Here is a 23,708-nt window from a genome sequence, read left to right as displayed (position 1 = left end):
TTAGAATTTTGCAGCAGCAGTAGCAGCTTTAGAAACACCAGCAGCAATGATTTCTGCAGCTTGATCTGGGTTTTGGTTGTGTCCTTCAATGATAATTGTTTCAGGATTTTGTACGCCCCAGAATGCAAGGATTGTTTTTACATAACGAACTGCTAATTCAACAGAAGCAGCAGGTCCTTCAGAGTAAACGCCGCCAGCAGCGTTCAATAGCATAACTTTCTTATCGCCAACAAGGCCTTCTGGACCTTCAGCAGTGTAACGGAAAGTTTTGCCTGCTTGGCTCAAGTAGTCAAGGTATGTGTGCAATACTGCAGGCACAGTGAAGTTCCACAATGGGAAACCGAATACTACTTTATCAGCAGCAAGGAATTGATCCAAGTATTTAGTTACTAGGTCAGATGCAGCTTTTTCGCCTTCTGTTAATTCCATTCCTCTAGCAAGCTTGAACATACCGTTGATTTTGTCGTTGTCCAAGTAAGGAAGGTTTTCTTGGAAAAGATCCAATTCAGTGATTGTGTCTTCTGGATGAGTTTCTTTGTAGCTTTGCAAGAAAGCATCATATAACTGAACGCTCACTGCTTGATCAGCTGGACGTGAGTTTGCTTTTATGAATAATACGTTTGCCATTCTTAAACACCTCTATTTTAAATTTTATATATTTCTAGCAGTTATAGTTAAACGCTTATCGTTTAAACAACATGTGTTGCTTACTTTATGATAGAATATAATTATACTAGTAGCAATCGTCATTATTTTTAATATGTAGCCTAAACAACATAAGTCGAAAAATGTCGTTTAGTTCAATATATAGAACATTTTTTTACATATGGAGGTGGGGAAAATGGAAACGACCACAACAAAAAGCGACCCAAGAGTACTTAGAACGAGACAGCTTATTTTGGATGCCTTTACTGTTTTAATCCAGGAGAAGGATTTCAAAGACATAACCGTCAAGGATATCACGGAAAAAGCAACCATCAACAGAGCAACCTTTTATGCACATTTCCTCGATAAATATGAGCTGTTGGACCTGACATTACTTGATGGTTTCAGAGAAACACTGCATCAGCGTCTTTCTTGTCATGCCGTCTTCAACGAAAATTCACTGAGCAGCCTATTTTACGTGATGTGCCAATACCATCAAGAATTAAGCGGCCAATGTGCCAAAAACTATGAATCTCTCGGGGACCACTTCCAGAATAAGATGATTGAGGCAGTTTACGATGTCATCCTTCATCTTCTGGAGCATGAGACAAATCCGAAGGACGAGCATATCGCAATAGCCACCTCATTAAGCTGGGGCATTTACGGAGCGAGTTACACTTGGAATAAAGAAGGCAGAAAAAGATCTGTAGAAGAGCTTATTGAGCAGGTTGTACCGATGTGGACAAGCGGTTTAGAGCATTATTTTAAGGGATAAGTTAAAACAGAAAAAACACCGTCGATTCGGATGATATTGGCGGTGTTTTTTCTTCTATCTTAAATTAGGAATTTAGTTTTTTCCAAGTACATCTTTACATAGAAGAGAAGATATCCCGTTTTTGTTCCTTCACCATAGCTGCATACTGTTCATTTCCAAGCAGTTCAAAGATAAAAAGCGACTTCTTGTATGCCTCTTTGACAGCATCCAAGTCCTCATCCAATTCTTCTAAGCATTCTCCCCGCTGGAAATACAGCTGGCCGGCCATTGAGATATCTTCCTTTTGTTTAGTAAGAGCGATGCCGCTGTCGGCATGCTCTAAGGACCGTATATATTCTTTTTGCAGAAAGAATAATTTCGAAATATTATAATGAAGCTTAATTTGGAATTTATGCTGCTGTTTCAAAAATTCTTGATAAGAAAGGATTTTTTTATATTGCCGCAGGCTTTTCTGAAACAGGCTGTTTTCTGCATAGATGATAGCGATGCTGTTTTGAATACGGAAATCAATGAAGTCTTGCCCGAAAAGGGGATGATCATCATCGAGAAGATTCTCCAGTTCCTTGATAGCGATTCGATAATCGTATTTTTGCAGATAATAACCAGACACAATATGCACCCACGCTATCAGCTGTTCGAATTTATAGCCGAGATTTCTGTTTCCTTGCTTTCGTTCACTTTGACAAATTTCATAGGCTTCTTTATAATTTTTTTGTTTCATTAAATCTTCCAGAAGCTCTTCTGTTTCTTTAATATAATCCTCGGCATCATTTAAGAGAATTTTATATAAATATTCTAGCGTTACCTTCAAGCGAATAGAGATAATATACAGAATATCCACACTTGGATAGCCCCTGCCAGCTTCAATGCCGCTGATTGTCGCCTGTGTACAGATTCCGTCTGCAAGCTGTGTTTGTGAAAGCTTATTCAGTTTCCGCAGCCGCTTAACCTCTTCCCCAAGTGCTTTAGCGTTCAACTCTACCATCATTCTCACCATTTTATAAAAATTTTTATATTTTTTGAGGGAAATCCAGCTTTTCTGCCTCTCATTATAGCATATCCGTTGAGACAAGCTCTCATCATAAACGCACCGATTCTTCAGCCAAAGTATACTGGAAAAAAAGCGAAAGATGAGGGTGATCTTATGAAAAAACTATTTGCAGCCATTTTGTTGTTTGGTCTATTGATCTCACCATTTGGAAACATAACTCAATCCTTAGACACTTCAGTCGTTAAGGCAGCCGGACTGCCATTTGAGCATTGATAAGTTTTGCAGATATTCACCATGAGTCGCTAATCTCATTCTAAATAGGAGGTTCAACCATATGCTGTCATTGGGAAAAAAGGTCAAATATAAAGGGAGAAAATACCGAATTATACATATCTATAACTCTGGTTTCCTGGAAATAAAGGATCTTCAGCAAAACAGCTATACGGTAGAGCTTGTCAGACGGTCAGAAATTGAGCTGGTTGGTGGAACAGAATAATAGATAGTGAGCTGCTAATTTGCGGCTCTTTTTTTATGCAGTTTTGGTATCATTCGCTAAACAATGATGTTATTAATATTTCAATTATGGATTGTTTAGTTTCGTAAAAGAATTACTGGCAATTGAACCTTATGCGTATAAAGGGGACTATACAGCCGTGATTAATTGGATTTTTATGATACACCGTAATAAACTTGCATATTATGAAAAAAGGCATACTAGCTGCCAACAAATGAAAACAAAGGGAAATAAAGCCAAACAAAGTTTGGTATCATTTTTCTTTCCCCATATGCTTCTTCCGATAATTCAATGGCGAAATGTCATAAGTCTTTTTAAAAGCACTGGAAAAATAAGGACCATAGCTAAAGCCGCACTGCTCTGCAACAGACTGAATTGGATAATCTGTTTTAAGGAGCAGAATTCGGGCTTGCTCTAGGCGGTACGTATTTAAGTATTCCAGTGCCGTGACTTTATAGAATCTTTTCATATACTTTGCAATCGTATTTTCATGAATATTAAATTCCTTTGCCAGAATCGTGTTCGTAATTGGTTTGTGATAATGATCGCGTATATATTGGGCAACTTTTTCAGAGATGATGTAGCCGCTGTCCTTTGCCATGCCTTGCGATTCTAATAGATTGATAAGAGAGAAGAAGCTGATCTGAATATCCCAGAAAGACAAATCTTTATTTTCCTTCGTGGTGGCCGCTAACAGCTGGTCTATTTTTTTATAAATTTCTTCATAATCAACTAGAGTGCATTGTTTTTGCAGGTGCAGTGTGTAGCTGTGATTATGAAAATGCAATGCTGGGATGGGAATCGTTGATTCTAGCTTCACAGGTTGATTTTCTTCTGTATAGTAGCTGTTTGTATAGAAATGCAGCCAATAAAACTCTGTCTCCTCATCTGCCGGAATGGTGGAGAAATGGTGTTTGAAGGGCAGTAAGAGCAGCATCTCATTCTTATTAACTATAAATTCTTTCTTATTCTCCGTTAAATACAGCCGGCCTTTCTTCACAAGAATAATATCAAAATACTCTAATTCGCTTCTGTCCGGATGGCTTGTTCCTTTTTCATATAACGTTATATTGCCTTCAATAAAGATAGGAAAGGGCGGTACAGCGATTGAAACTATTTCCATCCAACTCACCTCTTTCTCTAAAAAAAATTTATAAATCGAGTGAAATATCTTAAAAAATGATTAGAATCCTTTATGTTCAATGATAATTTATTTTGTTATATTTTAGTGGCGATATTAAAAGTTAGCGCTTTCAACTTATTATACCTTCAAAAACACCGTTACGGGATAGGAAATTACCACAGTATTTTAAATTAAGGAGGTATTTTTTATGGAGAATAACCATTTTACATTAGAAATTTCACCGAGTGGAAATTTAACAAATTTAGTTTTAAAAGAAGATACACATCAAATGAATTGGGTCATTGACTCAAACTATCTTACGCAAACAGGATATGAAGAAAAAGATAAATTATTTGGGAGCTTTTCACTGACAGTTGACGGTATGAAGCTTACTAATGCAGATACAGCCCCAACAATTATAAGAGAAGCGGCCCAAGCTTTAGTCACATACACCTTTGAACAGATAGAAGTCATCATGAAGTACGATTTAAAGCAAGCTGAAGACAATCTCGTCTGGAATATAACGATGAAAAACCTGGAAGCGAAGGAAGTGAATATTTCCGATTTTGCCATCTGGTCTTCCTTTTCTTACGTGATGTTCCGCAAGAATGACCTTAATCAGCAAACCAATCATTCTGCGGCTGTATTTCCTTCTATCTCTGCCGATTATTCGAAGCTGGCATGTATTCGCAGAAGTAATGAAGCCCCGCATTTAGGTATGTTTCAAACAAAAGGACAAACATTATCGGTAGGAACATACTGTGCGTATAATAATCTCTTTTTTGAAAGCGTTTCCCCATCTCTTGATGGTCTGCTTTTTCATCAATTAATCTTGGCAGGCGGATATCCAGATAGTTTTGAGAATGCCGATTGGTTATACAAAAAAACTGACTTTGCTCTGTCTGGCTTAAGTGAGAAGGAATGGGAATACAAGCTGCAATCATTTGAAAGTCAGCAGGACTTCTATCAAATTGGCCAAGAGCAGCACGGCCATCCTGTTTTTAACTTTGAGCCCCTTGCGATAGCAGGTAAATATTATGATTTTTCGGTACAGCTGCCTGACAACAAGTATTTAACAGATGCCTATATCGAGTATTTGGACCGGAATGGCAACCGAAAGAAAGAAAATATTGTCGGTAAAATTAAACGCATGAAACAAACATACGCTGGGAAGCTGCTGTTCACTGTACCTGGCGAACATAAAATTACGATTGAAATAGATGACCAGTCTTTTGACAGCATTATCTTAAATGTAATGGAGCCAATCAAAACCATCATTGAAAATCGCTCCCGCTATATTAGCGATGTGTTATTTAATGGAGCAGACAGCGAAAATCCTTACAGCTATTCGCCGCTATCTAATCAAGGTGAGTCATTAGGAAAATTAAGCTTAGTATTGAAAAATAACCTGCTTGGTAAAGTGAATGCGAAAGAAGTACAGCAAGTAGAAGCAAGCTGCGTTCATTATATTCGTGAAAAATGGTTCGAAAACGGTGAGTTTACAAAGCCTGTTTACCTTTATGGCGACTTCTATCGCTGCATGGATTTCGAATATATAGCCCATGTTTTCTATCTTCTTTCCCAGTTCGATCAAGATATTTTGCAGCTGAATGAGCCAGATACCTATTTATCTTGGGCTGCCGACGTGTTCTCTTTAAGAGTAAACCCTGATCTCCACAATACGCCAAGAGGAAAAGAAGAAGCGCAAATGTTAGGGGTGTTTTTCTTATACATTGACGAATTAATGGCAGAGCTGAAAAATCGCGGACTAACAGAAAAATATGAAGAAATCAGCGCACTATGGTCTAACATAGCACAGACTGTAGCTAAAGACAGCTCGACATATAAAGCGGCCGTCACAGAGCATTTCTATGATAATGCCGGATTTGGGCCAGCTGCAGGAGCGTTGGCAAGCACAAAACATCATAACGCTGCAAAACGATATGGAGAATTAGTGCTTGCGAATATTGGCTTTTCTAATGACTTCCGGGCCCAAAGCCCTGACCGCTGGTGGGAGGCATTATCTTATATGATTCATTCCCTTTGGGGAGGAGTTACAGCAGCTGCCTGCTTGAAAGTTTACGAGGAATTACAGGATATCCGCTACTTAAAGGCGGCATACCGGGCAACAATCGGGATTCTTTACTGCTATGACACGAATGCAAAAGCAACAGATACGAAACTAACTACTGGAGAGGCTGCTTCCACTTACAGCATTGCTGGTCCTCATATAAACAGGCCAGACCTGTCTCGCAATCGCTTTGGTCAATCAACCTTCTTCCGAGATGGCGGTATATTTACCCGCTTATTTACAAAAGAAGAAGAGACAGCGGATTGGGATATGGGGGAAGAGCTGGTTGCCTATTTAGACGGATTCGGCAAGAAGACATTCTTATATGAGGAAGACGGTAAAATCGCTGTTGTGAATGGTTCTATTGAAGATACAGAGGATGGACTGTTAATCACAAGCTATGCCCCATACCCGTCTGAATATTATTTTTATGAAAAAGACTTACACTTCGTTTCAGAAAACGGCCGATTGATGCCGCAAATTTTGTTAGTAGATGGACAGTTCAAAGCGAAAGAACAATTACTGACTAGGGAGTGAGTGAGATGGAACAAAGCAGCACAGCTAAACAGTTACCAGAAAATAATATCGATGATAATAATTCAAAAATGCCCCTAAAACGCGTGTTAGCTTATGCAAGTACAGATACAGCCGGAAATTTGCTTTATTGTACGCTTACTAGTTTTATCATGTATTTTTATACCGATGTCTTCGGGATTTCTATTGCAGCAACAGGAACAATATTGCTGGTTGCCCGGATATTCGATGCATTAGATGCACCTATCTGGGGATTAATCATCGACCATACGAACACAAAACACGGAAAGAACCGCCCGTATTGGCTCTGGCTGGCCGTTCCTTTTGGTGTCATGTTCTTTTTAACATTTTTAGCTCCAGACTTATCGGGAAATGCGAAGGTAATTTACGCTTTAATCACCTATATTCTAATGGGGATTGTCTACACAGGAATTGCCACACCAATTACAGCGATTTTGCCGAACCTAACAAATAACTCCAATGAGCGTGTGCGCTTAAATTCATGGAGAAGCAATGGCGGCATGATCGGTTATTTAATTACTGCGTCCTTCACTCTGCCGCTTGTAGCCTTTTTTGGAAACGGAAACGATAAACTAGGCTTCCAAGTAACGGTTGGAATTTACGCTGTTATAGCAATTGCTTTAATGCTGTTCGCCTTCGCAGGAACAAAGGAAATCAATACAAAAACAATCAAATCCATCCCAATTCGCCAAAGCTTCAGAGCAGTTAAAGGAAATTGGCCATGGATAACATTAGTGCTTGCCTTCATCTTTTATTGGTTAGGCAACACATCAAGAACATCGACATTAATCTATTACTCCCAGTACAATTTGGATCAAAAATCTTTAGCATCCATACTAAATGGATTGGTCGTTTTCCAAATGATTTCAATCACGATTATTCCATTTATCGTGAAGAAATTTTTGAAAACGCACACACAAATCTTAGGCTTTGCTGTAGCAGCAATCGGTCAAATAATTATTGCCTTCGCAGGAGCAAGTACGTCAATGATTATCTTTGGCTGGGTTATTGCTTCACTAGGAACAGGAATCGCCGTTACCTTGCCGTTTGCTATGCTGTCTGACACAGTTGACTATGGCGAATGGAAAACAGGTATCCGTGCCAGCGGCTTCCTAACAGCAATCGGCAGCTCCTTCTGTATCAAAATCGGAGCAGGCTTAGGAAGCTTTATTCCATCCATCATTATGGATAAAGCAGGCTATGTAGCCAACGCCACTCAAACAGCTTCCTCACTTGCAGCAATTAAGTTCTGCTTCACATGGCTGCCAGCAATCTTCTTTATAGTTGGAGCAGTAATTATGCTTAATTATATGAAGTATGAGAAGAATGAGGAGAAGGTTCGGAATGAGTTGTTGTTGAAGCGGTAAATAGAATAGATTACGAGGCTTAAGTAAAACAGAGATGTTTTGCTTGAGCCTTTTTTATATGTTGGAGTTGTAAAAAGGACACTGAGAAACATGACAAAATTATCCAACTATATATTGACCTCCGATATATCGTGTGTAATACTATGTGTATAAATATATCGTCACTCTGAATATTAAGGAGACTGTATGAAACCACTAACTGAATCAACATATTTGGTAATGCTGGCTCTTTATAATGATCCCTTACATGGTTATGGGATTATTAAGATGATAGAGCGCATAAGTGAAGGGAATTTAATAATCGCACCAGGAACCCTTTATGGGATACTTAGCAATTTAGAAAAGCAAAAGCTCATTAAAGCATGGAAAGAAGAATTGGATAGTCGTAAAAAAAAGACATACACTCTTACAGAAAAAGGGAAACAGGTATTTCAAGAGGAGTTTAATAGATATCAAAAGATGGTGAGTTTTACAGAACGCATCATTGAACAGAGGGAGAAGTGAAATGAGAAAAGATAAAAATTCTAAAAAAATTAGTGCGAAATTTATTAATTTAAATGAAGAAGAAAAATGGTTGCAAGACATGTTAATGGATGGCTGGGTCCTTAAAAAGTATGATTCTGAAGAAGTGGAGAAATGTGAATATGAATTTGAACGGATGGAGAGTAATGATCAGAAAGAATTAATTTATAAAATTGACTATCGTTTATTTAATAGAAAAAGAGATTACATAGAATACAAGTCTATTTTTGAAGATGCAGGCTGGACAATTCTCTCTAAGAATGTTTTCTATTCTAAACATATTTTCTACTCTGATAGTACAAATGAGTATAAAGAGATATTTTCTGATAGTGATTCCTATAAAGGACGCGACAAACGAAAAATGAATGGATATCTCCTTAATATTGTTATGTACATTGTATTTTCTATTATCTTATTCTCTTTATACTTTCAATTTGATAAAAGTGCATTCGGAGCTGGTGGATTTTTTACGATTTTTTGTACAATTAAATGCTTAATAGATTTCGTTAAGCATAAAAAGATATATCAGTCGTTAAAACAATAATGAGGGAAGTTTAATAGTTACATACTAAATGGAAGTAAAGAAGCTCAGCCTGACATAAAATAGAGCTTCTTTATTAACCCCTAAACTTCTCCTGTTTCCTTCTACAATAATCAACAAACTCTCCCCAGCTTTCACCATTAAGGATAGTCGGTTGCTTTGTTTTAATTCTCCACATCCCGCTGCCGGGATTATTTCGTTTAGCTTCCAGTATCCCTTCGTGACAATACTTTCTGATTACTTCTGGAGGTAACTGCAAAATTTTAGCTGCATGTGTCACTTTTATATAATCTGGTAAAGGAACATCCGGTTCTAATTTTCCGTGTGAATTAATAGTGCTAGCTTTCATTTCTTCATTAAAATTAAGCTTCATTTCATTCACCCTTTTCCTACTGCTAATTTTAATTCTCTATTTCTATAAGTCTCTTAAACTCCTAAAAATTTGTCTTTATAAGGCTCATCTTATTTTTTTGCGTTTATACATAATCTATTATCTTAAACTTCCATTTTTTCTCCTGTAAGGAATTGGTGGATGATGTTGAAAAGCAATAAGCAAAACACATTCATTTTTCATGACCAACTCTCTTTTTTATCTTTATGTCATCAGGAAGCCCTTTTATATGAATTTCTATATACACTACTATATTAATACAATTTCACAGCAGGAATATTTCAAAAAAGAAACAGCTTATTTTAGAATTGAAACTGCTCTTTTCATCCGTTTCTGAAATCCAAAAAATTTACCTCCATATGAATATCGAAAGTCTCAAATCATGAGCATCCTTAAGTAAATATTATCAACCATAGAATTAGCTGAAACTCTGCAGCTGTTAAAACTATCAATTTCCAATCCAACTTTTCCACTCCTTGTCCCGCACACCGGAAAAAATAAACTGGCATATTCCAAAATGGTGGCACATAGCAATATTATTGGGCTTTCGTCGGAGAGATAAGCTCCTTTTTTAGAGATTCAAATGAAAGCGTATACTTGCTTGCGAGAGTCTTTAAAAAAGACAAGTATGGCACCAAGCACAGAAGGCCCAAGAAATAGACATATGGGAAGGGGTTCACGGATGAAGAAGCTTTTATCTGTAATTTTAGCTGCGGTTTTATTGTTTGCGCTGGCTGCCTGTTCGGGGGGCGGCGGAGGCGGTGAGGATGAGAAGGGCTTTGTTGGTGTCAGCATGCCTACGAAATCATCTGAGCGCTGGATTAGTGATGGTAAGTATATGAAGGAAGAGTTTGAGAAGAAAGGCTATAAGGTTGATCTTCAATATGCAGAGGATGTTGTGGAAAACCAGGTTTCCCAGATTGAAAACATGATTACAAAGGGTGTAAATGTGCTTGTTATTGCAGCGATTGACGGCGAGGCGCTGACAAATGTTTTAGAAAAGGCGCATAAGCAGGAAATTAAAGTAATTGCCTATGACCGTTTGATTAAAAAGAGTGAGTATGTCGATTATTATGCTACATTTGATAACTTCCAGGTTGGTGTGCTGCAAGGCAGCTATATAGAAGAGCAGCTTGGCTTGAAGGATGGCGAAGGCCCATTTAATGTGGAGCTGTTTGGCGGTTCTCCTGATGATAATAATGCGTATTTCTTCTTTGATGGGGCGATGTCTATCTTACAGCCTTATATTGATTCAGGCAAGCTTGTTGTTCAAAGCGGACAGACGAAGTTTGAGCAAGGTGCAACATTAAGATGGGATGGAGCGACAGCTCAAGCACGGATGGATAACTTGTTGAGTGCTCATTATACGAAGGAAAATGTGGATGCAGTCTTGTCTCCGTATGACGGGATCAGCATCGGTATTATCGCGTCCTTAAAAGGTGTCGGCTATGGTACAGCAGATAAGCCGCTGCCAGTCGTGACTGGACAGGATGCAGAATTGGCGTCTGTTAAGTCCATCATTGCAGGCGAGCAAACACAAACCGTCTTTAAGGATACGAGAGAGTTAGCGAAGAAAGCAGTTGAAATGTCAGAGGCTGTTTTGAATGGTGAAGAAGCGGAAGTCAATGATACAGAAACATATGATAATGGCGTTAAGGTTGTTCCTGCTTATCTATTAGAGCCAGTGTCAGTTGATAAGGAAAACTATCAAGAAATTGTTATCGACAGCGGCTATTATGATGAGTCTGAATTGAACAACTAAAACTATTGCGGCAGTTCCTCTTCATTAAAGGGGAACTGCCGCAAGTAAAAAGGGGGAGGACAGCATGGGGAATATTCTCGAAATGAGAAATATTACGAAGGAATTTCCCGGCGTCAAGGCGCTTGATGATGTGAACTTGAAGGTTGAAGCAGGCGAGATTCACGCATTATGCGGCGAAAATGGAGCGGGAAAATCAACGCTCATGAAGGTGCTGAGCGGTGTGTATCCTCATGGCACATATGCAGGAGATATTCTCTTTCAAGATGATGTCTGTATGTTTAAAGACATAAAGAGCAGTGAAAGCTTAGGGATTGTTATCATTCACCAAGAGCTTGCCCTGATACCAGAGCTGTCGATTGCAGAAAATATTTTCTTAGGAAATGAACAGGCGAAAGCTGGTGTTATCAATTGGAATGAGACCGTAGTAAAAGCAAGAGAGCTATTGAAGAAGGTCGGCCTGTCTGAAAATCCGAATACACTCATATCACAAATTGGTGTCGGCAAGCAGCAGCTTGTGGAGATTGCTAAAGCTCTGTCGAAGGATGTTAAGCTGTTGATTTTGGACGAACCTACAGCGGCGCTAAATGAAGAAGAAAGCGAAAATTTGCTGCAGCTGCTGCTTTCCTTTAAGAAAGAAGGTATGACGAGCATCATGATTTCCCATAAATTGAACGAAGTCTCAAAGGTTGCTGACAGCATTACTATCATCAGGGATGGAAGGACAATTGAGACATTGAAATGGGAGGAAGTCTCAGAGGACAGAATCATTAAAGGCATGGTCGGCAGGGAGCTGACGAACCGCTATCCAGACAGAACGCCGAAGATTGGCGAAACCATTCTTGAGGTGAAGGATTGGGAAGTGCTGCAAAGTGACAGGAAAGTCATCGACAAGATTAATATGCATATTAAAAAAGGTGAAATCGTCGGGATTGCTGGGGTAATGGGCTCTGGAAGGACCGAATTTGCAATGAGCATTTTCGGCAGGTCGTTCGGCACGAAAATCTCTGGCCAGCTTTATAAGGATGGCAAAGAAATCACTCTCAAAAATGTTCCAGAAGCTATTGAGAATGGACTGGCTTACGTGACAGAAGATCGAAAGAATTATGGACTTATTTTAATAGAAGATATTAAACAAAATATATCGCTGCCTAACTTAAAAAAGCTTTCAAAATTCACTGTTTTGAATGAGCAAGTGGAAGTGAAAGAAGCGGAAAACTATCGAAGGAAGATGAATATTAAAACACCGTCGATTCTGCAAAAGACAGGGAATTTAAGTGGCGGCAACCAGCAGAAGGTTGTGTTAAGCAAGTGGATTTATGCAGAGCCAGATATCCTCATCCTCGACGAACCGACAAGAGGGATTGATGTTGGCGCGAAATATGAGATTTATACAATCATTAACCAGCTTGCCGAAGAAGGCAAAGGCATTCTTCTTATTTCCTCGGAGATGCCAGAGCTGTTAGGAATGTGTGACAGAATTTATGTGATGAACGAAGGCAGGATAAAGGGAGAGCTAGAAGCAGCGGAAGCGACACAGGAAAGCATCATGAAATATATCACAAGCTGATATTTTCCTATAGTAGGGAAGGGGGAATTAAGGTGAATACACCGTTGGAAGATTATCGAAATAAAGGCTCTGTGTTATCACTGATTCAGAGTAATTTACGCCAATATGGAATGTTTACCGCATTAGTGCTTATTATGATATTGTTTCAAGTTTTAACAGAGGGAATTCTGCTGCGGCCGCTGAATATCACCAATCTGATTTTGCAGAACAGCTATATTCTCGTCCTTGCAATTGGGATGGTCCTTGTTATTATTACAGGCCATATCGATTTGTCAGTCGGTTCTGTTGCTGCCTTTGTTGGCGCCATTTCTGGAATATTAATTATCAACCATGATATGCCCGTCTTTTTGGCCGTTATTCTTTCCTTATTAGTAGGCGCAGTAATCGGTGCATGGCAAGGCTTCTGGGTTGCATATGTCAAGATTCCCGCCTTTATCGTCACACTTGCAGGGATGCTTCTGTTCAGAGGCTTGACGATGCTTGTCCTTAAAGGCAAGTCAGTTGCGCCATATCCACAGTCTTTCCAGGATATCAGCTCAGGCTTTATTCCTGATATTTTTGGCGGCAGCACCTTGCATATGCTCACAATCGTCGCGGGCATTGTCTTTTCAATTATTTATTTGCTGCTTGAAGTACGAAATCGCCGAACACAGCTTCGTTATGATTTTGAAGTTTCTTCAAAAGGACTGTTTATCACGAAAATAGCCGCTGTGATTGTTTTGATTAATGTGTTCACATATGTATTAGCAACATATGAAGGGATACCAATGATTCTAATTATCCTGATTGCTTTAGTTGCTATCTACAGCTTTGTGATGAAGAAAACTGTAATGGGCAGACATATTTATGCGATCGGCGGCAACGAAAAGGCTGCAAGTCTTTCTGGAATCAAAACAAAGAAAGCTACTTTCTGGGTGTTTGTGAATATGGGTGTTCTTGCTGCACTGTCTGGCTTGATTTTCGCAGCAAGGCTTAACGCTGCAACACCAAAAGCCGGGAACCTGTTCGAGCTGGATGCAATCGCAGCCTGCTTCATCGGCGGTGCGTCCGCATATGGCGGAATCGGCACAGTCGGCGGGGCCATTGTCGGCGGTCTTGTTATGGGTGTAATGAATAATGGTATGTCCATCATCGGCCTTGGGATCGACTGGCAGCAGGCCATTAAAGGACTTGTGCTGCTGATTGCGGTTGCTTTTGATATTTATAATAAGAATAAATTAGCATCGTAAATGCTTAAAACCCAAGCTCTAGTAGAGCTCGGGTTTTTGCTTTTATGAGTGATTATGCAAAGTCCTCTAACACTATTTTTCCTATTGTTTTTCCAGACTCGACTAAAGCATGTGCCTTCCTAATATTTTCAGCATGAATAGGAGACAATGTCTTCTTTAATGTTGTTTTAATAACACCTATATCAATTAGCTCACTCAAATGGTTTAAAAGCTGTTGCTGTTTCTCCATATCTTCTGTTTCATACATAGATCGTGTGAACATAAACTCCCAAACAAATGTAGCACTTTTATTTTTTAACACATTTAAATCAAGAGGCTGGGCATTTTCTACAATGGAACAAATCATTCCTTGTGGTTTAATGGCATCTGCCATGGCTAGCCAATGCTGGTCAGTATTATTCAAGCATAGAATGAAATCAACATTTTCCATGCCATGCTGTTTCAATTGTTCCTGAAAGGAATGATGATGGTTCATAACAAAGTCTGCTCCCAGTTCTTTGACCCAATCGCTTGTACTTTGACGAGAGGCGGTGGCAATGACAGTAAGACCGGCCCATTTAGCAAGCTGAATCGCGATAGAACCAACTCCGCCAGCTCCGCCGATTATTAGAATGGTCTTTTGTTTGTTGTTTTCCTTGTCACTAGCTTCAATGGCTAATCTGTCGAATAAAGCTTCCCATGCTGTAATCGAGGTAAGCGGCAATGCTGCCGATTCGGCAAAAGTTAATGTGTGCGGTTTTTTGCCGACAATCCTTTCATCCACTAAATGGAATTCGCTGTAAGTTCCTGGACGGATAAGGCTACCGGAATAATAGACTTCATCACCGACTTGGAAATCGTGACAATCTTCTCCTGTTTCAACGACCACGCCACTTGCGTCCCAGCCAAGAATCTTTGGCTGTTCTTCTGTTTTTGATTTTGGGGAGCGCACCTTTACATCAACAGGATTTATCGATACAGCCTTGACCTTAACAAGCAAATCCCTTCCTGTTGCACGAGGCTTCGGCAGCTCTACATCAAACAAACTTTCTTCATCCTCAATAGGCAAATATTTTAATAGTCCAACAGCTTTCATACTAATGACAACTCCTTTAATCTTTGTTAATTGAAATTATAGGATGATAATCAAAATAATGTAAGAAGGCACATTTATGTTGTATAGTATCATTAATGTTACTAACTGTGAGGTGAGCTTTTATGCGAAACAGAAAAAGCGGGTATGGATGTCCAGAAGGATGTCCTGTCGAATCAACTCTTGATGTGATAGGGGGAAAGTGGAAGGGAGTAATTCTTTATTACCTCCTAGAAGATAAAAAACGATTTAATGAATTGCGGCGCCTGATGCCGGGAATTACTCAGAGAATCTTATCCCTCCAGCTAAGCGAGCTTGAAAAAGATGGAATTATTCACCGTGAGGTTTTTCCAGAGGTTCCTCCAAGAGTGGAATATTCCATGACAGAGTTTGGCAGAACATTAGAGCCAATTATCACCCAAATGAAGGACTGGGGCGATAAATACAAATCAAGAATCGAAAGCGTCAAAGAATAATAAAAGCGGGCAGAAAACCCCGCCCCTATCACTCCGGCAATACTTCCTCATAAAGAATCCGCGCCGTGATATCCTGTTCATAATTCCCAAAGCTTCTGCCGTAAAGGGTCAGGCCGCCAACTGTGCCTTCATCTGTGACAGCAAACTTCAACTTGATGTCAGGATGGTCTTGCAAACCGACATCCTCAATGGTTACATCAGAAATGCGGCAGCCATCAATAAATGTACCGCTCTTATTGATGCGCAAGAGCTTTAACAGCCCATACTGATTCAAGTGGGGCGGCCACCAGCTTGGGTTGCAGGCGCCTTTCGTTCCGCCGAAATCTCCTGGTGAGTTCCAATAGCCCAGCTCGACATTATTTAAAGAAAAGAAGATATCAGAAGGCCAGTCATTATTATAGAAGGGCGCTTCTGAGCTGATTTCAAAAATGAATTGGATTTCTTTGAACTGTTGATTTTTCTTTAAATAGTTAGGAATTCGGTATTCTAGATAGCCTTTCTTCAGCCAGACGATATCGGCATGAATATGGTCAGGGTCGGCAAAGTAGCGGGGGTTGTCAAACTCGCCGATGATGCTGTCCTTTGTCGCAAGGCCGCAGGTTGGATCTGCGGCATAATCACAGTAATGACCGACCTTTATTTCATATTCGTAAAAGTTCTCCACCCCCTTGTCCTGCAGCTCGATTGTGAGGACATCTTCATTTAAATAACAGATTTTCTGGATTCCATGCTTGCCCCCTGCAGTTGTTATGTCAATCAGCCCGCTTTCCTCGAGCTTTTTTATATGCATTGTTACCGCTCCGTTCGAGAGCTGGAGCTTTTGGGCGATGTCGTTTAAATTTAAACTTTGATTTCTTTGCAAAAGGGTTAAGATTTCAAGGCGGATTTCAGAGCTTAACGCTTTGTAAATATTTAAGCCAGACCGGAGATCTTTTATATGTATCATCGATATTACCTTCTTTCTAAATAGTAAGCAGGCTTGTTATTTGCCTGCCCGTTTTTGTTCATATTGAGTAAATGTTTTTAAGCTGATCCACATCATATAAAATGCCGGCACACTTGCGCCAAAGAGAATAATGCTTCCTGGAAAGGTAATAAACAGATAGACGATGACAAGGAGTCCGCCGACCAGCTTTAATCCTGCTAGCGGCATCGCCAAGGTGAACAGCAGCGCATTTTTAATGATATGAAGTCCTTTCAGCTCGTAATGAACATAAATAGAGAAGAAATGGAGAATGCTGCAGGCATACAGTAAAGCGATAAATAACACTGGAAAATAGAGATACTGCAAGAAAGGAATGGACGTATGCTGAAGCGCCAGTAAATCAGCATATAGAACAAGTCCGCCAAAGCTGAGCAGCATACCTAGCAGATTGCTTTTCATAAATTCCTGCTTAAAAACAGACAAAAAAGTCGCAAAAATCGGCATGTCTGTTTCGCCAAGGAGCCATTTCCGTGTCACTGCAAACAAGCTGACAGTGGCAGGGAAGACACCGAATATTACTAGACCCAGCAAAGAAAATACCATCCATAATAGATGAATATATAAAAAGCGCAGAATCCAGTTGGAGATAGAATAGATAGAATCAATGAGCACAGCTCTTTTCATAGAAGACACTCCTTTTCTTTTAATAAAATATAAAATAAGCAGCTGCTTCTCTTTCATGTTTATGTGAAGGAATCTATAAAAATATAAAAAAGCGGAAAAATCCTCCTATTTTCCTTTGCATAAGGAAAGAATATGTCAATTTGTAAGGGAGTAAAGGGAATTTCCCTTAAAATATTCCAAGTGATTACCGACTATTTTCACTTTATGACAGCGTTTTCCTAGACCATCTTCTTAATTATGAAAACGCATACATTTTTAAAGGGATGGCTTAATACTATGTAAATGTGTAAAACATTTTATGTTCTTTTAAAATAAACTGTTTTCCCAACAAGCTAAGAGGAGGAAAAAGGATGAAAAAGGGTCTTTTAGGAATGCTGGCTATCATTCTAGTAAGCTCCATGTTTTTAGCAGGCTGTAATAAGGGCAGTTCGGATAAAGGCTATTCGAACAGTGGAAAGGGAACAAAGATTGAATTGTGGACCTTCAACGAGCTTCATGAACAATATTATGAGCATATGGCGGACAAGTGGAATGAAGAAAATCCTGATGATCAAATCAGCATCAAGGCCACTACATATCCATATGAGGATTTGCATAACAAGCTGCTTGTTGCCTTGCAGTCAGGCAAAGGTGCCCCGGATATTTCTGATGTGGAAATCTCTAAATTCGGCAACTTCCTGAAAGGTGAACCGCAAATCCTGCCTTTAGATGATGTAATTGACCCAGAAAGAGAAAATATCGTGCAATCACGTCTTGATATTTACGCCAAAGACGGCAAGACATATGGAATTGACTTTCATGTCGGCGCTGCCGTTATTTATTACAATAAAGAAATTTTGGATAAAGCCGGAGTCAATCCAGATGACATAAAAACATGGGCTGATTACAAGGAAGCTGGCAAAACAGTCCTTGAGAAAACTGGCATTCCGATGACGACACTTGATATTGAAGACCAATGGTCGTTCTGGCCGCAGGTTGCTCAGCTTGAAGGAAAAGACGATCTTTTGAAGGAGAATGGCGAGGTTAACCTGACAGATCCGCGCATTGTGGAGGTGCTTCAATATGAACAGAATCTTGTTAAAGAAGGAATTGCGATTCCATCTCCAGGAAATGACCATCATTCTGAGGAATATTACGGCTTCATGAATAATGGTGGAGCAGCCTCTGTGTGGATGCCGATGTGGTATATGGGCAGATTCACTGATTATATGCCTGATTTGAAAGGGAAAATCGTCATCAAGCCAATGCCTGCTTGGTCTGAAGGAGCACCGCGTTCAGCAGGGATGGGCGGTACAGGCACTGTTGTGACAAACCAGTCTAAAGATCCAGATGTAGCGAAGAAATTCCTTGCTTATGCAAAGCTGTCGAAGGAAGGCAATATCGAAATCTGGAAGCAGCTTGGCTTTGACCCGATTCGTTCTGATGTATGGGATTTGCCGGAAGTCAATGAAGAGAATAAATTCACAGAATACTTCGGTCCCAATATTTTCGGCACATTGCTGGAAGTGAAGAATGAAATTGAAGGTGTCAATATTGGCGAAAGAACACCAGACGTCTCAAATGCTGTTAAGACAACGATTTTATTCCAGTCATTAGTCGAAATGAAAGATCCGAAGCAAGCGCTGGAGGAAGCAGCAAGCCAGATTAAATAAATCATCTTCAGGAGGCTTTGCCTTTGCCTCCTGATTCTAAAGGGGGGATCTTTACATGGAAGCAAGCAGCAGACAGGGCGGGAGGAAACAGAAGAAAAGAAGTCTCCTTTATTCTCAAAATGCAGCACCTTACTTTTTCATCTTTCCTTTCATTCTGTCTTTTTTCATCTTTTTTGCGTATCCCGTTGTCACGACGATTATCATGAGCTTTCAGGAAGTGCTGCCAGGGCAGACGACCTTTATCGGCTTAGACAACTATAAGGAATTATGGAATCCAACCTTTCTGACAGCCATCCGCAACAGCACTGTTTATACAATTTTGACATTAATTATCTTAATCCCAGTGCCGCTGATTCTTGCTGTGTTCCTTAATTCGAAGCTGATGTTTGCGAAGAACTTCTTTCGGTCTGTTACGTTCATTCCAGCACTCACATCTGTCGTTGTTGCAGGGATGATCTTCCGCTTAATCTTTGGCGGACAAGAGGGTGCATTGCTGAACTCTATTTTGATTAATTTTGGGATGGAGCCGAAAGCATGGCTGAACCATGGGGGCACAAGCATGTTTGTTCTTGTTGTGCTGGCAACATGGAAATGGATGGGCATCAATATCCTTTATTTCCTGGCAGGACTGCAAAATATCCCGCGGGAGTTGTATGAGTCGGCAGAGGTGGACGGTGCTTCAACATCACGGAAATTTTGGCATATTACCTTACCGCTGTTAAAGCCAATCAGTATTTATGTGTTTACCATCAGTATTTACGGCGGTTTCTCGATGTTTGCTGAAAGCTATATGCTTTATGGAAGCAACAGGTCGCCTAATAATATCGGGCTGACAATTGTCGGCTATTTATACCAAAAAGGCATCGAGCAAAATAATCTCGGCTTCGGTTCTGCAGTCGGCATCGCTTTGCTTGTGATTACGCTGATTATTACGTTAATTCAGCTTAAATTCTTTGGAATGTTCAAAAAGGAGGAACAAGGATGAAAACGAAGAAAAAGCTGAAGCTGTCGTCCATCCTATTGATCCTGCTCTTTGTGGCAATCGGTATTTTCGCCTTATTTCCGCTGTTTGCGATTACACTCGGCTCCTTGAAGCCGTCAACAGAAATTATGAGATACGGGCTCAATTTAAAGCTGCAGGCAGACCTGTTATCATTCGATAACTATTCTTATTTGTTCAACGGGGAAACAGACTATTTCATTTGGTATAAAAACAGCATAATCATCACCATTGCATCCACACTATCCTGCCTGCTTTTAACAAGCATGGTCGGCTACGGTCTTGCTGTCTATGACTTCAAGTTTAAGAACCTTGTGTTTGGACTCGTTTTAATTGTGATGATGATTCCTGTTGAAATCATTATGCTTCCATTATATAAGCTCACGATGAGCCTTGGCTTAATGGACACATTAGTCGGCGCCTTTCTGCCGTTTGTGGTTGCACCGATTCCAATTTTCTTTTTCCGCCAGTATGCGAGTGGGCTGCCTCGTGATTTGCTTGATGCAGCAAGGGTCGATGGCTGCACCGAAATCGGCATTTACTTCCGGGTGATGATGCCGTTAATGACACCAGCCTTTTCCTCGATGGCAATCCTGCAGGCATTAGGAAGCTGGAACAACTTCCTCTGGCCGTTGATTGTTTTACGATCAAGCGAAAATTTAACATTGCCGATCGGCTTATCTACATTGCTAACACCATACGGCAATAACTATGATGTGCTGATTGCCGGGTCTGTGATGGCGATATTCCCAGTGCTGATTCTGTATATTTTCTTCCAGCGCTACTTTATTGAAGGGATGACTGCCGGCGGTGTGAAGGGTTAACTTAAAAAAATGTGAAGGGAAGAAAGATATATGTACAAAAAAGCGAAGATGATTTTAGAAAAAGATTTTAAAATAGCTGAAGTCGATAACCGAATATACGGCTCCTTTATTGAGCATCTTGGCAGAGCCGTTTATGGGGGGATATTTGAGCCAGGTCATCCTGAAGCAGATGAAAAGGGGTTCCGCAAAGACGTAACAGGATTAATAAAAGAGCTGCAAGTGCCGCTAATCCGCTATCCTGGCGGCAACTTCGTATCAGGCTACAATTGGGAGGACGGTGTCGGGCCTGTTGAAAGCAGACCAAGCCGCCTTGAGCTTGCATGGCGTACAACAGAACCGAATGTCGTCGGCACAAATGAGTTCATGGAGTGGGCGAAGCAGGTTAATGCGGAGGTGAATATGGCCGTCAATCTTGGCACAAGAGGGATAGATGCAGCCAGAAACCTTGTCGAGTACTGCAATCATGACAGCGGCTCGTACTATAGTGATTTGCGCATAAGCCACGGCTATCGAGAGCCTCATAAAATTAAAACATGGTGTCTTGGCAATGAAATGGACGGTCCATGGCAAATCGGGCATAAAACAGCGGCAGAATATGGGCGCATTGCTCAAGAAGCGGCAAAGGTCATGAAATGGGTAGACCCGAATATTGAGCTTGTCGCCTGCGGCAGCTCCAACCGAAACATGCCGACATTTGCAGAATGGGAAGCAACGGTTTTGGATCATACGTATGACCATGTTGAATATATTTCCTTACATCAGTACTATGGCAACCATGATAATGACATCAGCAACTACTTGGCTCTGTCTCTGGAAATGGATGATTTTATTTCATCTGTCATCTCGATTGCAGATTATATTAAAGCAAAAAAACGGAGCAAAAAGAAAATCCATCTGTCCTTTGATGAGTGGAATGTATGGTATCACTCTAGAGAAGCAGATAAGCTGATTGAACCGTGGACAGTCGCACCGCCGCAGCTTGAGGATATTTATAATTTTGAGGATGCGCTGCTTGTCGGCTGTATGCTGATTACGATGCTAAAGCATGCCGACAGAGTAAAGATAGCCTGCCTTGCACAGCTTGTGAATGTCATTGCGCCAATCATGACAGAAGAGAATGGGCCTGCGTGGAAGCAGACAATTTTCTATCCATATATGCATGCGTCCGTTTACGGCAGAGGTGTTGCCTTAAATCCAGTTATCTCCAGCCCTAAATATGACAGCAAGGATTTCACCGATGTGCCAACATTAGAATCAACAGCAGTATATAATGAGGAAAACGAAGAACTGACAATCTTTGCTGTCAACAGAGATCTTCAAGAAGGCTTGCTGCTTGAATGCGATCTGCGCAGCTTTGAAGGCTATAAAGTTATCGAGCATATTGTGTTAGAGAATGACGATATTAAACAAACGAATTCTGCTACAGCTGAAGCAGTGAAACCACATACTAATGGAGATGCTGCCATAAGCGGAGGACAGCTGGCTGCGATGCTGCCTAAGCTGTCATGGAACGTCATCCGCCTCGTAAAAGCATAATGGATAACAGCCATGCTAAATTTTTAGCATGGCTGTTTATGTAGAAGAAACTTAAATGTAAAAGTTAAGTAGCACAGGCCCCACCTACGCCTTATGCCATTGATAGCCACTCATGCTATCCACGCTATCTTTATCATAATGGACAAATATGAACAGAATACGGACATACTGTAAAAGGTATGTTAAAAAAATATGTCAACTATGTCTTTTTGTTCGAAAAACAATATATTCTGCCTGAAGCAGCAAAGCGATAAAGAAAATAGGGAAGGAGATAGCTACTAACCTTCTGTGCCAATCTAAATTTCGCTTCAGCAAGCCTCCAGAAAAAAGCATTTCTATTAATGAAAACAAGAATTGCATGTTCACTCAACTCCTTTTTCTTAGTTTGCAATCTTCTGAAGCTGTTATACATAGCCCATAAAAAAAAGCCCGAAACTCTGGGCTGTTATTTCAAGGCAAGAAGCGCCTGTTTACATGATTGGAAGAAACGGATATTCAAGTCATTGCCGTTCGTATAAGTAATCGTATCCTGTGCCATCTTAACCTGCACACCGCTGATAATCAGCTCTGTGCCCATTAAGCCAAGAATATCATTGATCATTTTGAGACCATTATGTACAACTTCATCATATTTCAATAAACCTTGCAAGTCGATAATGAAATAATCTTCCTTAGAATTGCCGACATATGTTGATATATCCTGAACAAGCTGTTCAAACCGATCCATTGTTAAATCGCCAATAAGCGGTAAAATAGATGTTTTTTCGTTAATGGAAATAATAGGAGTAGAAAGACTCGCTATTTGCTCTAAATATTGGTTGATAAGCTGCTCTGATTCTTTTCTGTCAGTAATATCTTTTTGAATGCCAACAAAAAAGAGCTTACTGTCGTCTCCAATGCGAATGGGAGAAAGCTCAAGCTCATTCCAGAACATTTCACCGTTTTTGCGATAGTTACGCAGCTGAACAACAATATGTTCTTCATTTCTGATCGCATCCCGCAATGCTGTTACTGATCCTTGCTTTTTATCATTTCCTTGTAAGAACCGGCAGTTTTTGCCGAGAATGTCTACTGCCGCATACCCCGTCAACCGTTCGAATCCTCTATTTACATAAATGATGGGGTTATCCAGTAAGCTTGGGTCTGTGATGACAATACCGGTTCCAACTCTTTCCACTGCTTCTCTGATAAAGCTGTCTCTAAACATGTCAGGATACTGATTTGATTGGATGTTATTCCCCTCCTCGAAAGTTAAATTCCATTTAATAATAATCATTATAACAAAATGGAAAAGACAATAACATCACAGACTCTTATAGATATGTTAAAATGACAAATGCAAGCAATATGTCACATTATTTTCCATTATTTTTAAAAATTATAAAATAGTGCTAAAAAACCTTTGCAATACTAAGAAAAAGTGTTACTATAATTGTACGTTATTAAGAACATTTTGTTAAGTAAAAATTAAAGTGTACATATTATT

The 23,708-nt window shown here is 40.0% G+C and carries 23 protein-coding genes; 14 read left to right on the top strand and 9 right to left on the bottom strand.

Annotation, left to right across the window (positions count from 1 at the left end; translation table 11 throughout):
• Positions 1–627, bottom strand: coding sequence for an FMN-dependent NADH-azoreductase (locus M3600_RS14790; protein WP_233315844.1), 627 nt, complete (start codon positions 625–627; stop codon positions 1–3).
• A gap of 214 nt (positions 628–841) precedes the next feature.
• On the opposite strand from M3600_RS14790, the gene M3600_RS14785 reads away from it, so the two are divergent.
• Positions 842–1,420 (top strand): TetR/AcrR family transcriptional regulator, encoded by a 579-nt coding sequence (locus tag M3600_RS14785; protein WP_233315843.1) that lies wholly within the window; start codon positions 842–844, stop codon positions 1,418–1,420.
• 94 nt (positions 1,421–1,514) lie between these two features.
• Here the strand turns inward: M3600_RS14785 and M3600_RS14780 are convergent, their stop codons facing one another.
• Positions 1,515–2,408, bottom strand: a complete 894-nt coding sequence (locus M3600_RS14780; RefSeq protein ID WP_251646565.1) for a helix-turn-helix domain-containing protein — start codon at positions 2,406–2,408, stop codon at positions 1,515–1,517.
• Between the two features lie 337 nt (positions 2,409–2,745).
• Here M3600_RS14780 and M3600_RS14775 point away from each other — a divergent pair, with 337 nt between their 5' ends.
• Positions 2,746–2,907, top strand: a complete 162-nt coding sequence (locus tag M3600_RS14775; protein WP_233315841.1) for a hypothetical protein — start codon at positions 2,746–2,748, stop codon at positions 2,905–2,907.
• 271 nt (positions 2,908–3,178) lie between these two features.
• On the opposite strand, the gene M3600_RS14770 is transcribed toward M3600_RS14775, so the two are convergent.
• Entirely contained in the window at positions 3,179–4,048 is an 870-nt protein-coding gene (locus M3600_RS14770; protein WP_251646563.1) for an AraC family transcriptional regulator, read from the bottom strand.
• A 208-nt stretch (positions 4,049–4,256) separates the two neighbouring features.
• Here M3600_RS14770 and M3600_RS14765 point away from each other — a divergent pair, with 208 nt between their 5' ends.
• From M3600_RS14765 to M3600_RS14750, 4 genes are all read left to right on the top strand, one after another.
• Entirely contained in the window at positions 4,257–6,656 is a 2,400-nt protein-coding gene (locus M3600_RS14765) for a hypothetical protein (RefSeq protein WP_251646561.1), read from the top strand.
• Positions 6,657–6,661: 5 nt separating this feature from the next.
• Positions 6,662–8,041 carry a glycoside-pentoside-hexuronide (GPH):cation symporter gene (locus M3600_RS14760; protein WP_233315838.1) on the top strand — a complete coding sequence of 460 codons (1,380 nt, stop codon included), beginning with the start codon at positions 6,662–6,664 and terminating at the stop codon, positions 8,039–8,041.
• Between the two features lie 186 nt (positions 8,042–8,227).
• Positions 8,228–8,545, top strand: coding sequence for a PadR family transcriptional regulator (locus tag M3600_RS14755; protein WP_251646559.1), 318 nt, complete (start codon positions 8,228–8,230; stop codon positions 8,543–8,545).
• Position 8,546: 1 nt separating this feature from the next.
• Positions 8,547–9,107: a DUF2812 domain-containing protein gene (locus tag M3600_RS14750; RefSeq protein WP_251646557.1), complete on the top strand. Its 561-nt coding sequence runs from the start codon at positions 8,547–8,549 to the stop codon at positions 9,105–9,107.
• Between the two features lie 73 nt (positions 9,108–9,180).
• On the opposite strand, the gene M3600_RS14745 is transcribed toward M3600_RS14750, so the two are convergent.
• A complete protein-coding gene (locus M3600_RS14745; protein ID WP_237942020.1) occupies positions 9,181–9,477 on the bottom strand; it encodes a hypothetical protein in 297 nt (98 codons plus the stop codon).
• A gap of 700 nt (positions 9,478–10,177) precedes the next feature.
• On the opposite strand from M3600_RS14745, the gene chvE reads away from it, so the two are divergent.
• The 3 genes from chvE (at position 10,178) to mmsB (ending at position 14,053) form a co-directional block, all read left to right on the top strand.
• On the top strand, positions 10,178–11,257 hold the full coding sequence (gene chvE / locus M3600_RS14740) for a multiple monosaccharide ABC transporter substrate-binding protein (RefSeq protein WP_233315834.1): 1,080 nt from the start codon (positions 10,178–10,180) through the stop codon (positions 11,255–11,257).
• 64 nt (positions 11,258–11,321) lie between these two features.
• Entirely contained in the window at positions 11,322–12,824 is a 1,503-nt protein-coding gene (gene mmsA, locus M3600_RS14735) for a multiple monosaccharide ABC transporter ATP-binding protein (protein ID WP_237942019.1), read from the top strand.
• 110 nt (positions 12,825–12,934) lie between these two features.
• Complete coding sequence (mmsB, locus tag M3600_RS14730; RefSeq protein ID WP_233316145.1) at positions 12,935–14,053, top strand: multiple monosaccharide ABC transporter permease; 1,119 nt, start codon at positions 12,935–12,937, stop codon at positions 14,051–14,053.
• A 52-nt stretch (positions 14,054–14,105) separates the two neighbouring features.
• On the opposite strand, the gene M3600_RS14725 is transcribed toward mmsB, so the two are convergent.
• Positions 14,106–15,128, bottom strand: coding sequence for a zinc-binding alcohol dehydrogenase family protein (locus M3600_RS14725; RefSeq protein ID WP_251646556.1), 1,023 nt, complete (start codon positions 15,126–15,128; stop codon positions 14,106–14,108).
• A 122-nt stretch (positions 15,129–15,250) separates the two neighbouring features.
• Between M3600_RS14725 and M3600_RS14720 the strand changes: the two genes are divergently transcribed.
• Entirely contained in the window at positions 15,251–15,601 is a 351-nt protein-coding gene (locus tag M3600_RS14720; protein WP_233315831.1) for a winged helix-turn-helix transcriptional regulator, read from the top strand.
• A gap of 28 nt (positions 15,602–15,629) precedes the next feature.
• On the opposite strand, the gene M3600_RS14715 is transcribed toward M3600_RS14720, so the two are convergent.
• Complete coding sequence (locus M3600_RS14715; RefSeq protein ID WP_237942018.1) at positions 15,630–16,547, bottom strand: ArsR/SmtB family transcription factor; 918 nt, start codon at positions 16,545–16,547, stop codon at positions 15,630–15,632.
• A 36-nt stretch (positions 16,548–16,583) separates the two neighbouring features.
• Positions 16,584–17,210, bottom strand: a complete 627-nt coding sequence (locus M3600_RS14710) for a YesL family protein (RefSeq protein ID WP_237942017.1) — start codon at positions 17,208–17,210, stop codon at positions 16,584–16,586.
• A gap of 350 nt (positions 17,211–17,560) precedes the next feature.
• Between M3600_RS14710 and M3600_RS14705 the strand changes: the two genes are divergently transcribed.
• Genes M3600_RS14705 through arfA form a run of 4 tightly spaced genes read left to right on the top strand, consistent with a single transcriptional unit; the run spans position 17,561 to position 22,222 of the window.
• Positions 17,561–18,862 (top strand): ABC transporter substrate-binding protein, encoded by a 1,302-nt coding sequence (locus tag M3600_RS14705; protein WP_251646555.1) that lies wholly within the window; start codon positions 17,561–17,563, stop codon positions 18,860–18,862.
• A gap of 55 nt (positions 18,863–18,917) precedes the next feature.
• Positions 18,918–19,847, top strand: coding sequence for a carbohydrate ABC transporter permease (locus tag M3600_RS14700; protein ID WP_233315827.1), 930 nt, complete (start codon positions 18,918–18,920; stop codon positions 19,845–19,847).
• Complete coding sequence (locus M3600_RS14695; protein WP_233315826.1) at positions 19,844–20,686, top strand: carbohydrate ABC transporter permease; 843 nt, start codon at positions 19,844–19,846, stop codon at positions 20,684–20,686. Before M3600_RS14700 ends, M3600_RS14695 begins: the two co-directional genes overlap by 4 nt.
• A gap of 30 nt (positions 20,687–20,716) precedes the next feature.
• Positions 20,717–22,222 (top strand): arabinosylfuranosidase ArfA, encoded by a 1,506-nt coding sequence (arfA, locus tag M3600_RS14690; RefSeq protein WP_233315825.1) that lies wholly within the window; start codon positions 20,717–20,719, stop codon positions 22,220–22,222.
• Between the two features lie 195 nt (positions 22,223–22,417).
• On the opposite strand, the gene M3600_RS14685 is transcribed toward arfA, so the two are convergent.
• Together M3600_RS14685 and ytvA are read right to left on the bottom strand one after the other, a co-directional pair.
• Positions 22,418–22,582 carry a hypothetical protein gene (locus M3600_RS14685; protein WP_233315824.1) on the bottom strand — a complete coding sequence of 55 codons (165 nt, stop codon included), beginning with the start codon at positions 22,580–22,582 and terminating at the stop codon, positions 22,418–22,420.
• 85 nt (positions 22,583–22,667) lie between these two features.
• The gene (gene ytvA, locus M3600_RS14680) at positions 22,668–23,429 is read right to left on the bottom strand and encodes a YtvA family blue-light photoreceptor (RefSeq protein ID WP_248574456.1); all 762 of its coding nucleotides are present in this window, start codon (positions 23,427–23,429) and stop codon (positions 22,668–22,670) included.
• Positions 23,430–23,708: the final 279 nt, after the last annotated feature.

The organism is Niallia sp. MER 6, assembly GCF_023714395.1.
In the GTDB taxonomy this organism is placed as follows: Bacteria; Bacillota; Bacilli; order Bacillales; family Cytobacillaceae; genus Niallia.
The sequence above is the reverse complement of the archived record's forward strand: the minus strand, read 5'-3'. Positions and strand labels throughout refer to the sequence as shown.

What these genes read in the sequence shown, in the direction of transcription:
- M3600_RS14760 (WP_233315838.1), top strand. Translation starts at nt 6,662, where the DNA reads ATGGAACAAAGCAGCACAGCTAAACAGTTACCAGAAAATAATATCGAT.
- M3600_RS14765 (WP_251646561.1), top strand. Translation starts at nt 4,257, where the DNA reads ATGGAGAATAACCATTTTACATTAGAAATTTCACCGAGTGGAAATTTA.
- mmsB (WP_233316145.1), top strand. Translation starts at nt 12,935, where the DNA reads ATGTTTACCGCATTAGTGCTTATTATGATATTGTTTCAAGTTTTAACA.
- chvE (WP_233315834.1), top strand. Translation starts at nt 10,178, where the DNA reads ATGAAGAAGCTTTTATCTGTAATTTTAGCTGCGGTTTTATTGTTTGCG.
- M3600_RS14710 (WP_237942017.1), bottom strand. Translation starts at nt 17,210, where the DNA reads ATGAAAAGAGCTGTGCTCATTGATTCTATCTATTCTATCTCCAACTGG.
- M3600_RS14770 (WP_251646563.1), bottom strand. Translation starts at nt 4,048, where the DNA reads ATGGAAATAGTTTCAATCGCTGTACCGCCCTTTCCTATCTTTATTGAA.
- M3600_RS14715 (WP_237942018.1), bottom strand. Translation starts at nt 16,547, where the DNA reads ATGATACATATAAAAGATCTCCGGTCTGGCTTAAATATTTACAAAGCG.
- ytvA (WP_248574456.1), bottom strand. Translation starts at nt 23,429, where the DNA reads ATGTTTAGAGACAGCTTTATCAGAGAAGCAGTGGAAAGAGTTGGAACC.
- M3600_RS14785 (WP_233315843.1), top strand. Translation starts at nt 842, where the DNA reads ATGGAAACGACCACAACAAAAAGCGACCCAAGAGTACTTAGAACGAGA.
- M3600_RS14725 (WP_251646556.1), bottom strand. Translation starts at nt 15,128, where the DNA reads ATGAAAGCTGTTGGACTATTAAAATATTTGCCTATTGAGGATGAAGAA.
- M3600_RS14790 (WP_233315844.1), bottom strand. Translation starts at nt 627, where the DNA reads ATGGCAAACGTATTATTCATAAAAGCAAACTCACGTCCAGCTGATCAA.
- M3600_RS14705 (WP_251646555.1), top strand. Translation starts at nt 17,561, where the DNA reads ATGAAAAAGGGTCTTTTAGGAATGCTGGCTATCATTCTAGTAAGCTCC.
- M3600_RS14695 (WP_233315826.1), top strand. Translation starts at nt 19,844, where the DNA reads ATGAAAACGAAGAAAAAGCTGAAGCTGTCGTCCATCCTATTGATCCTG.
- arfA (WP_233315825.1), top strand. Translation starts at nt 20,717, where the DNA reads ATGTACAAAAAAGCGAAGATGATTTTAGAAAAAGATTTTAAAATAGCT.
- M3600_RS14775 (WP_233315841.1), top strand. Translation starts at nt 2,746, where the DNA reads ATGCTGTCATTGGGAAAAAAGGTCAAATATAAAGGGAGAAAATACCGA.
- M3600_RS14755 (WP_251646559.1), top strand. Translation starts at nt 8,228, where the DNA reads ATGAAACCACTAACTGAATCAACATATTTGGTAATGCTGGCTCTTTAT.
- M3600_RS14750 (WP_251646557.1), top strand. Translation starts at nt 8,547, where the DNA reads ATGAGAAAAGATAAAAATTCTAAAAAAATTAGTGCGAAATTTATTAAT.
- M3600_RS14745 (WP_237942020.1), bottom strand. Translation starts at nt 9,477, where the DNA reads ATGAAGCTTAATTTTAATGAAGAAATGAAAGCTAGCACTATTAATTCA.
- M3600_RS14700 (WP_233315827.1), top strand. Translation starts at nt 18,918, where the DNA reads ATGGAAGCAAGCAGCAGACAGGGCGGGAGGAAACAGAAGAAAAGAAGT.
- mmsA (WP_237942019.1), top strand. Translation starts at nt 11,322, where the DNA reads ATGGGGAATATTCTCGAAATGAGAAATATTACGAAGGAATTTCCCGGC.
- M3600_RS14720 (WP_233315831.1), top strand. Translation starts at nt 15,251, where the DNA reads ATGCGAAACAGAAAAAGCGGGTATGGATGTCCAGAAGGATGTCCTGTC.
- M3600_RS14685 (WP_233315824.1), bottom strand. Translation starts at nt 22,582, where the DNA reads ATGCAATTCTTGTTTTCATTAATAGAAATGCTTTTTTCTGGAGGCTTG.
- M3600_RS14780 (WP_251646565.1), bottom strand. Translation starts at nt 2,408, where the DNA reads ATGATGGTAGAGTTGAACGCTAAAGCACTTGGGGAAGAGGTTAAGCGG.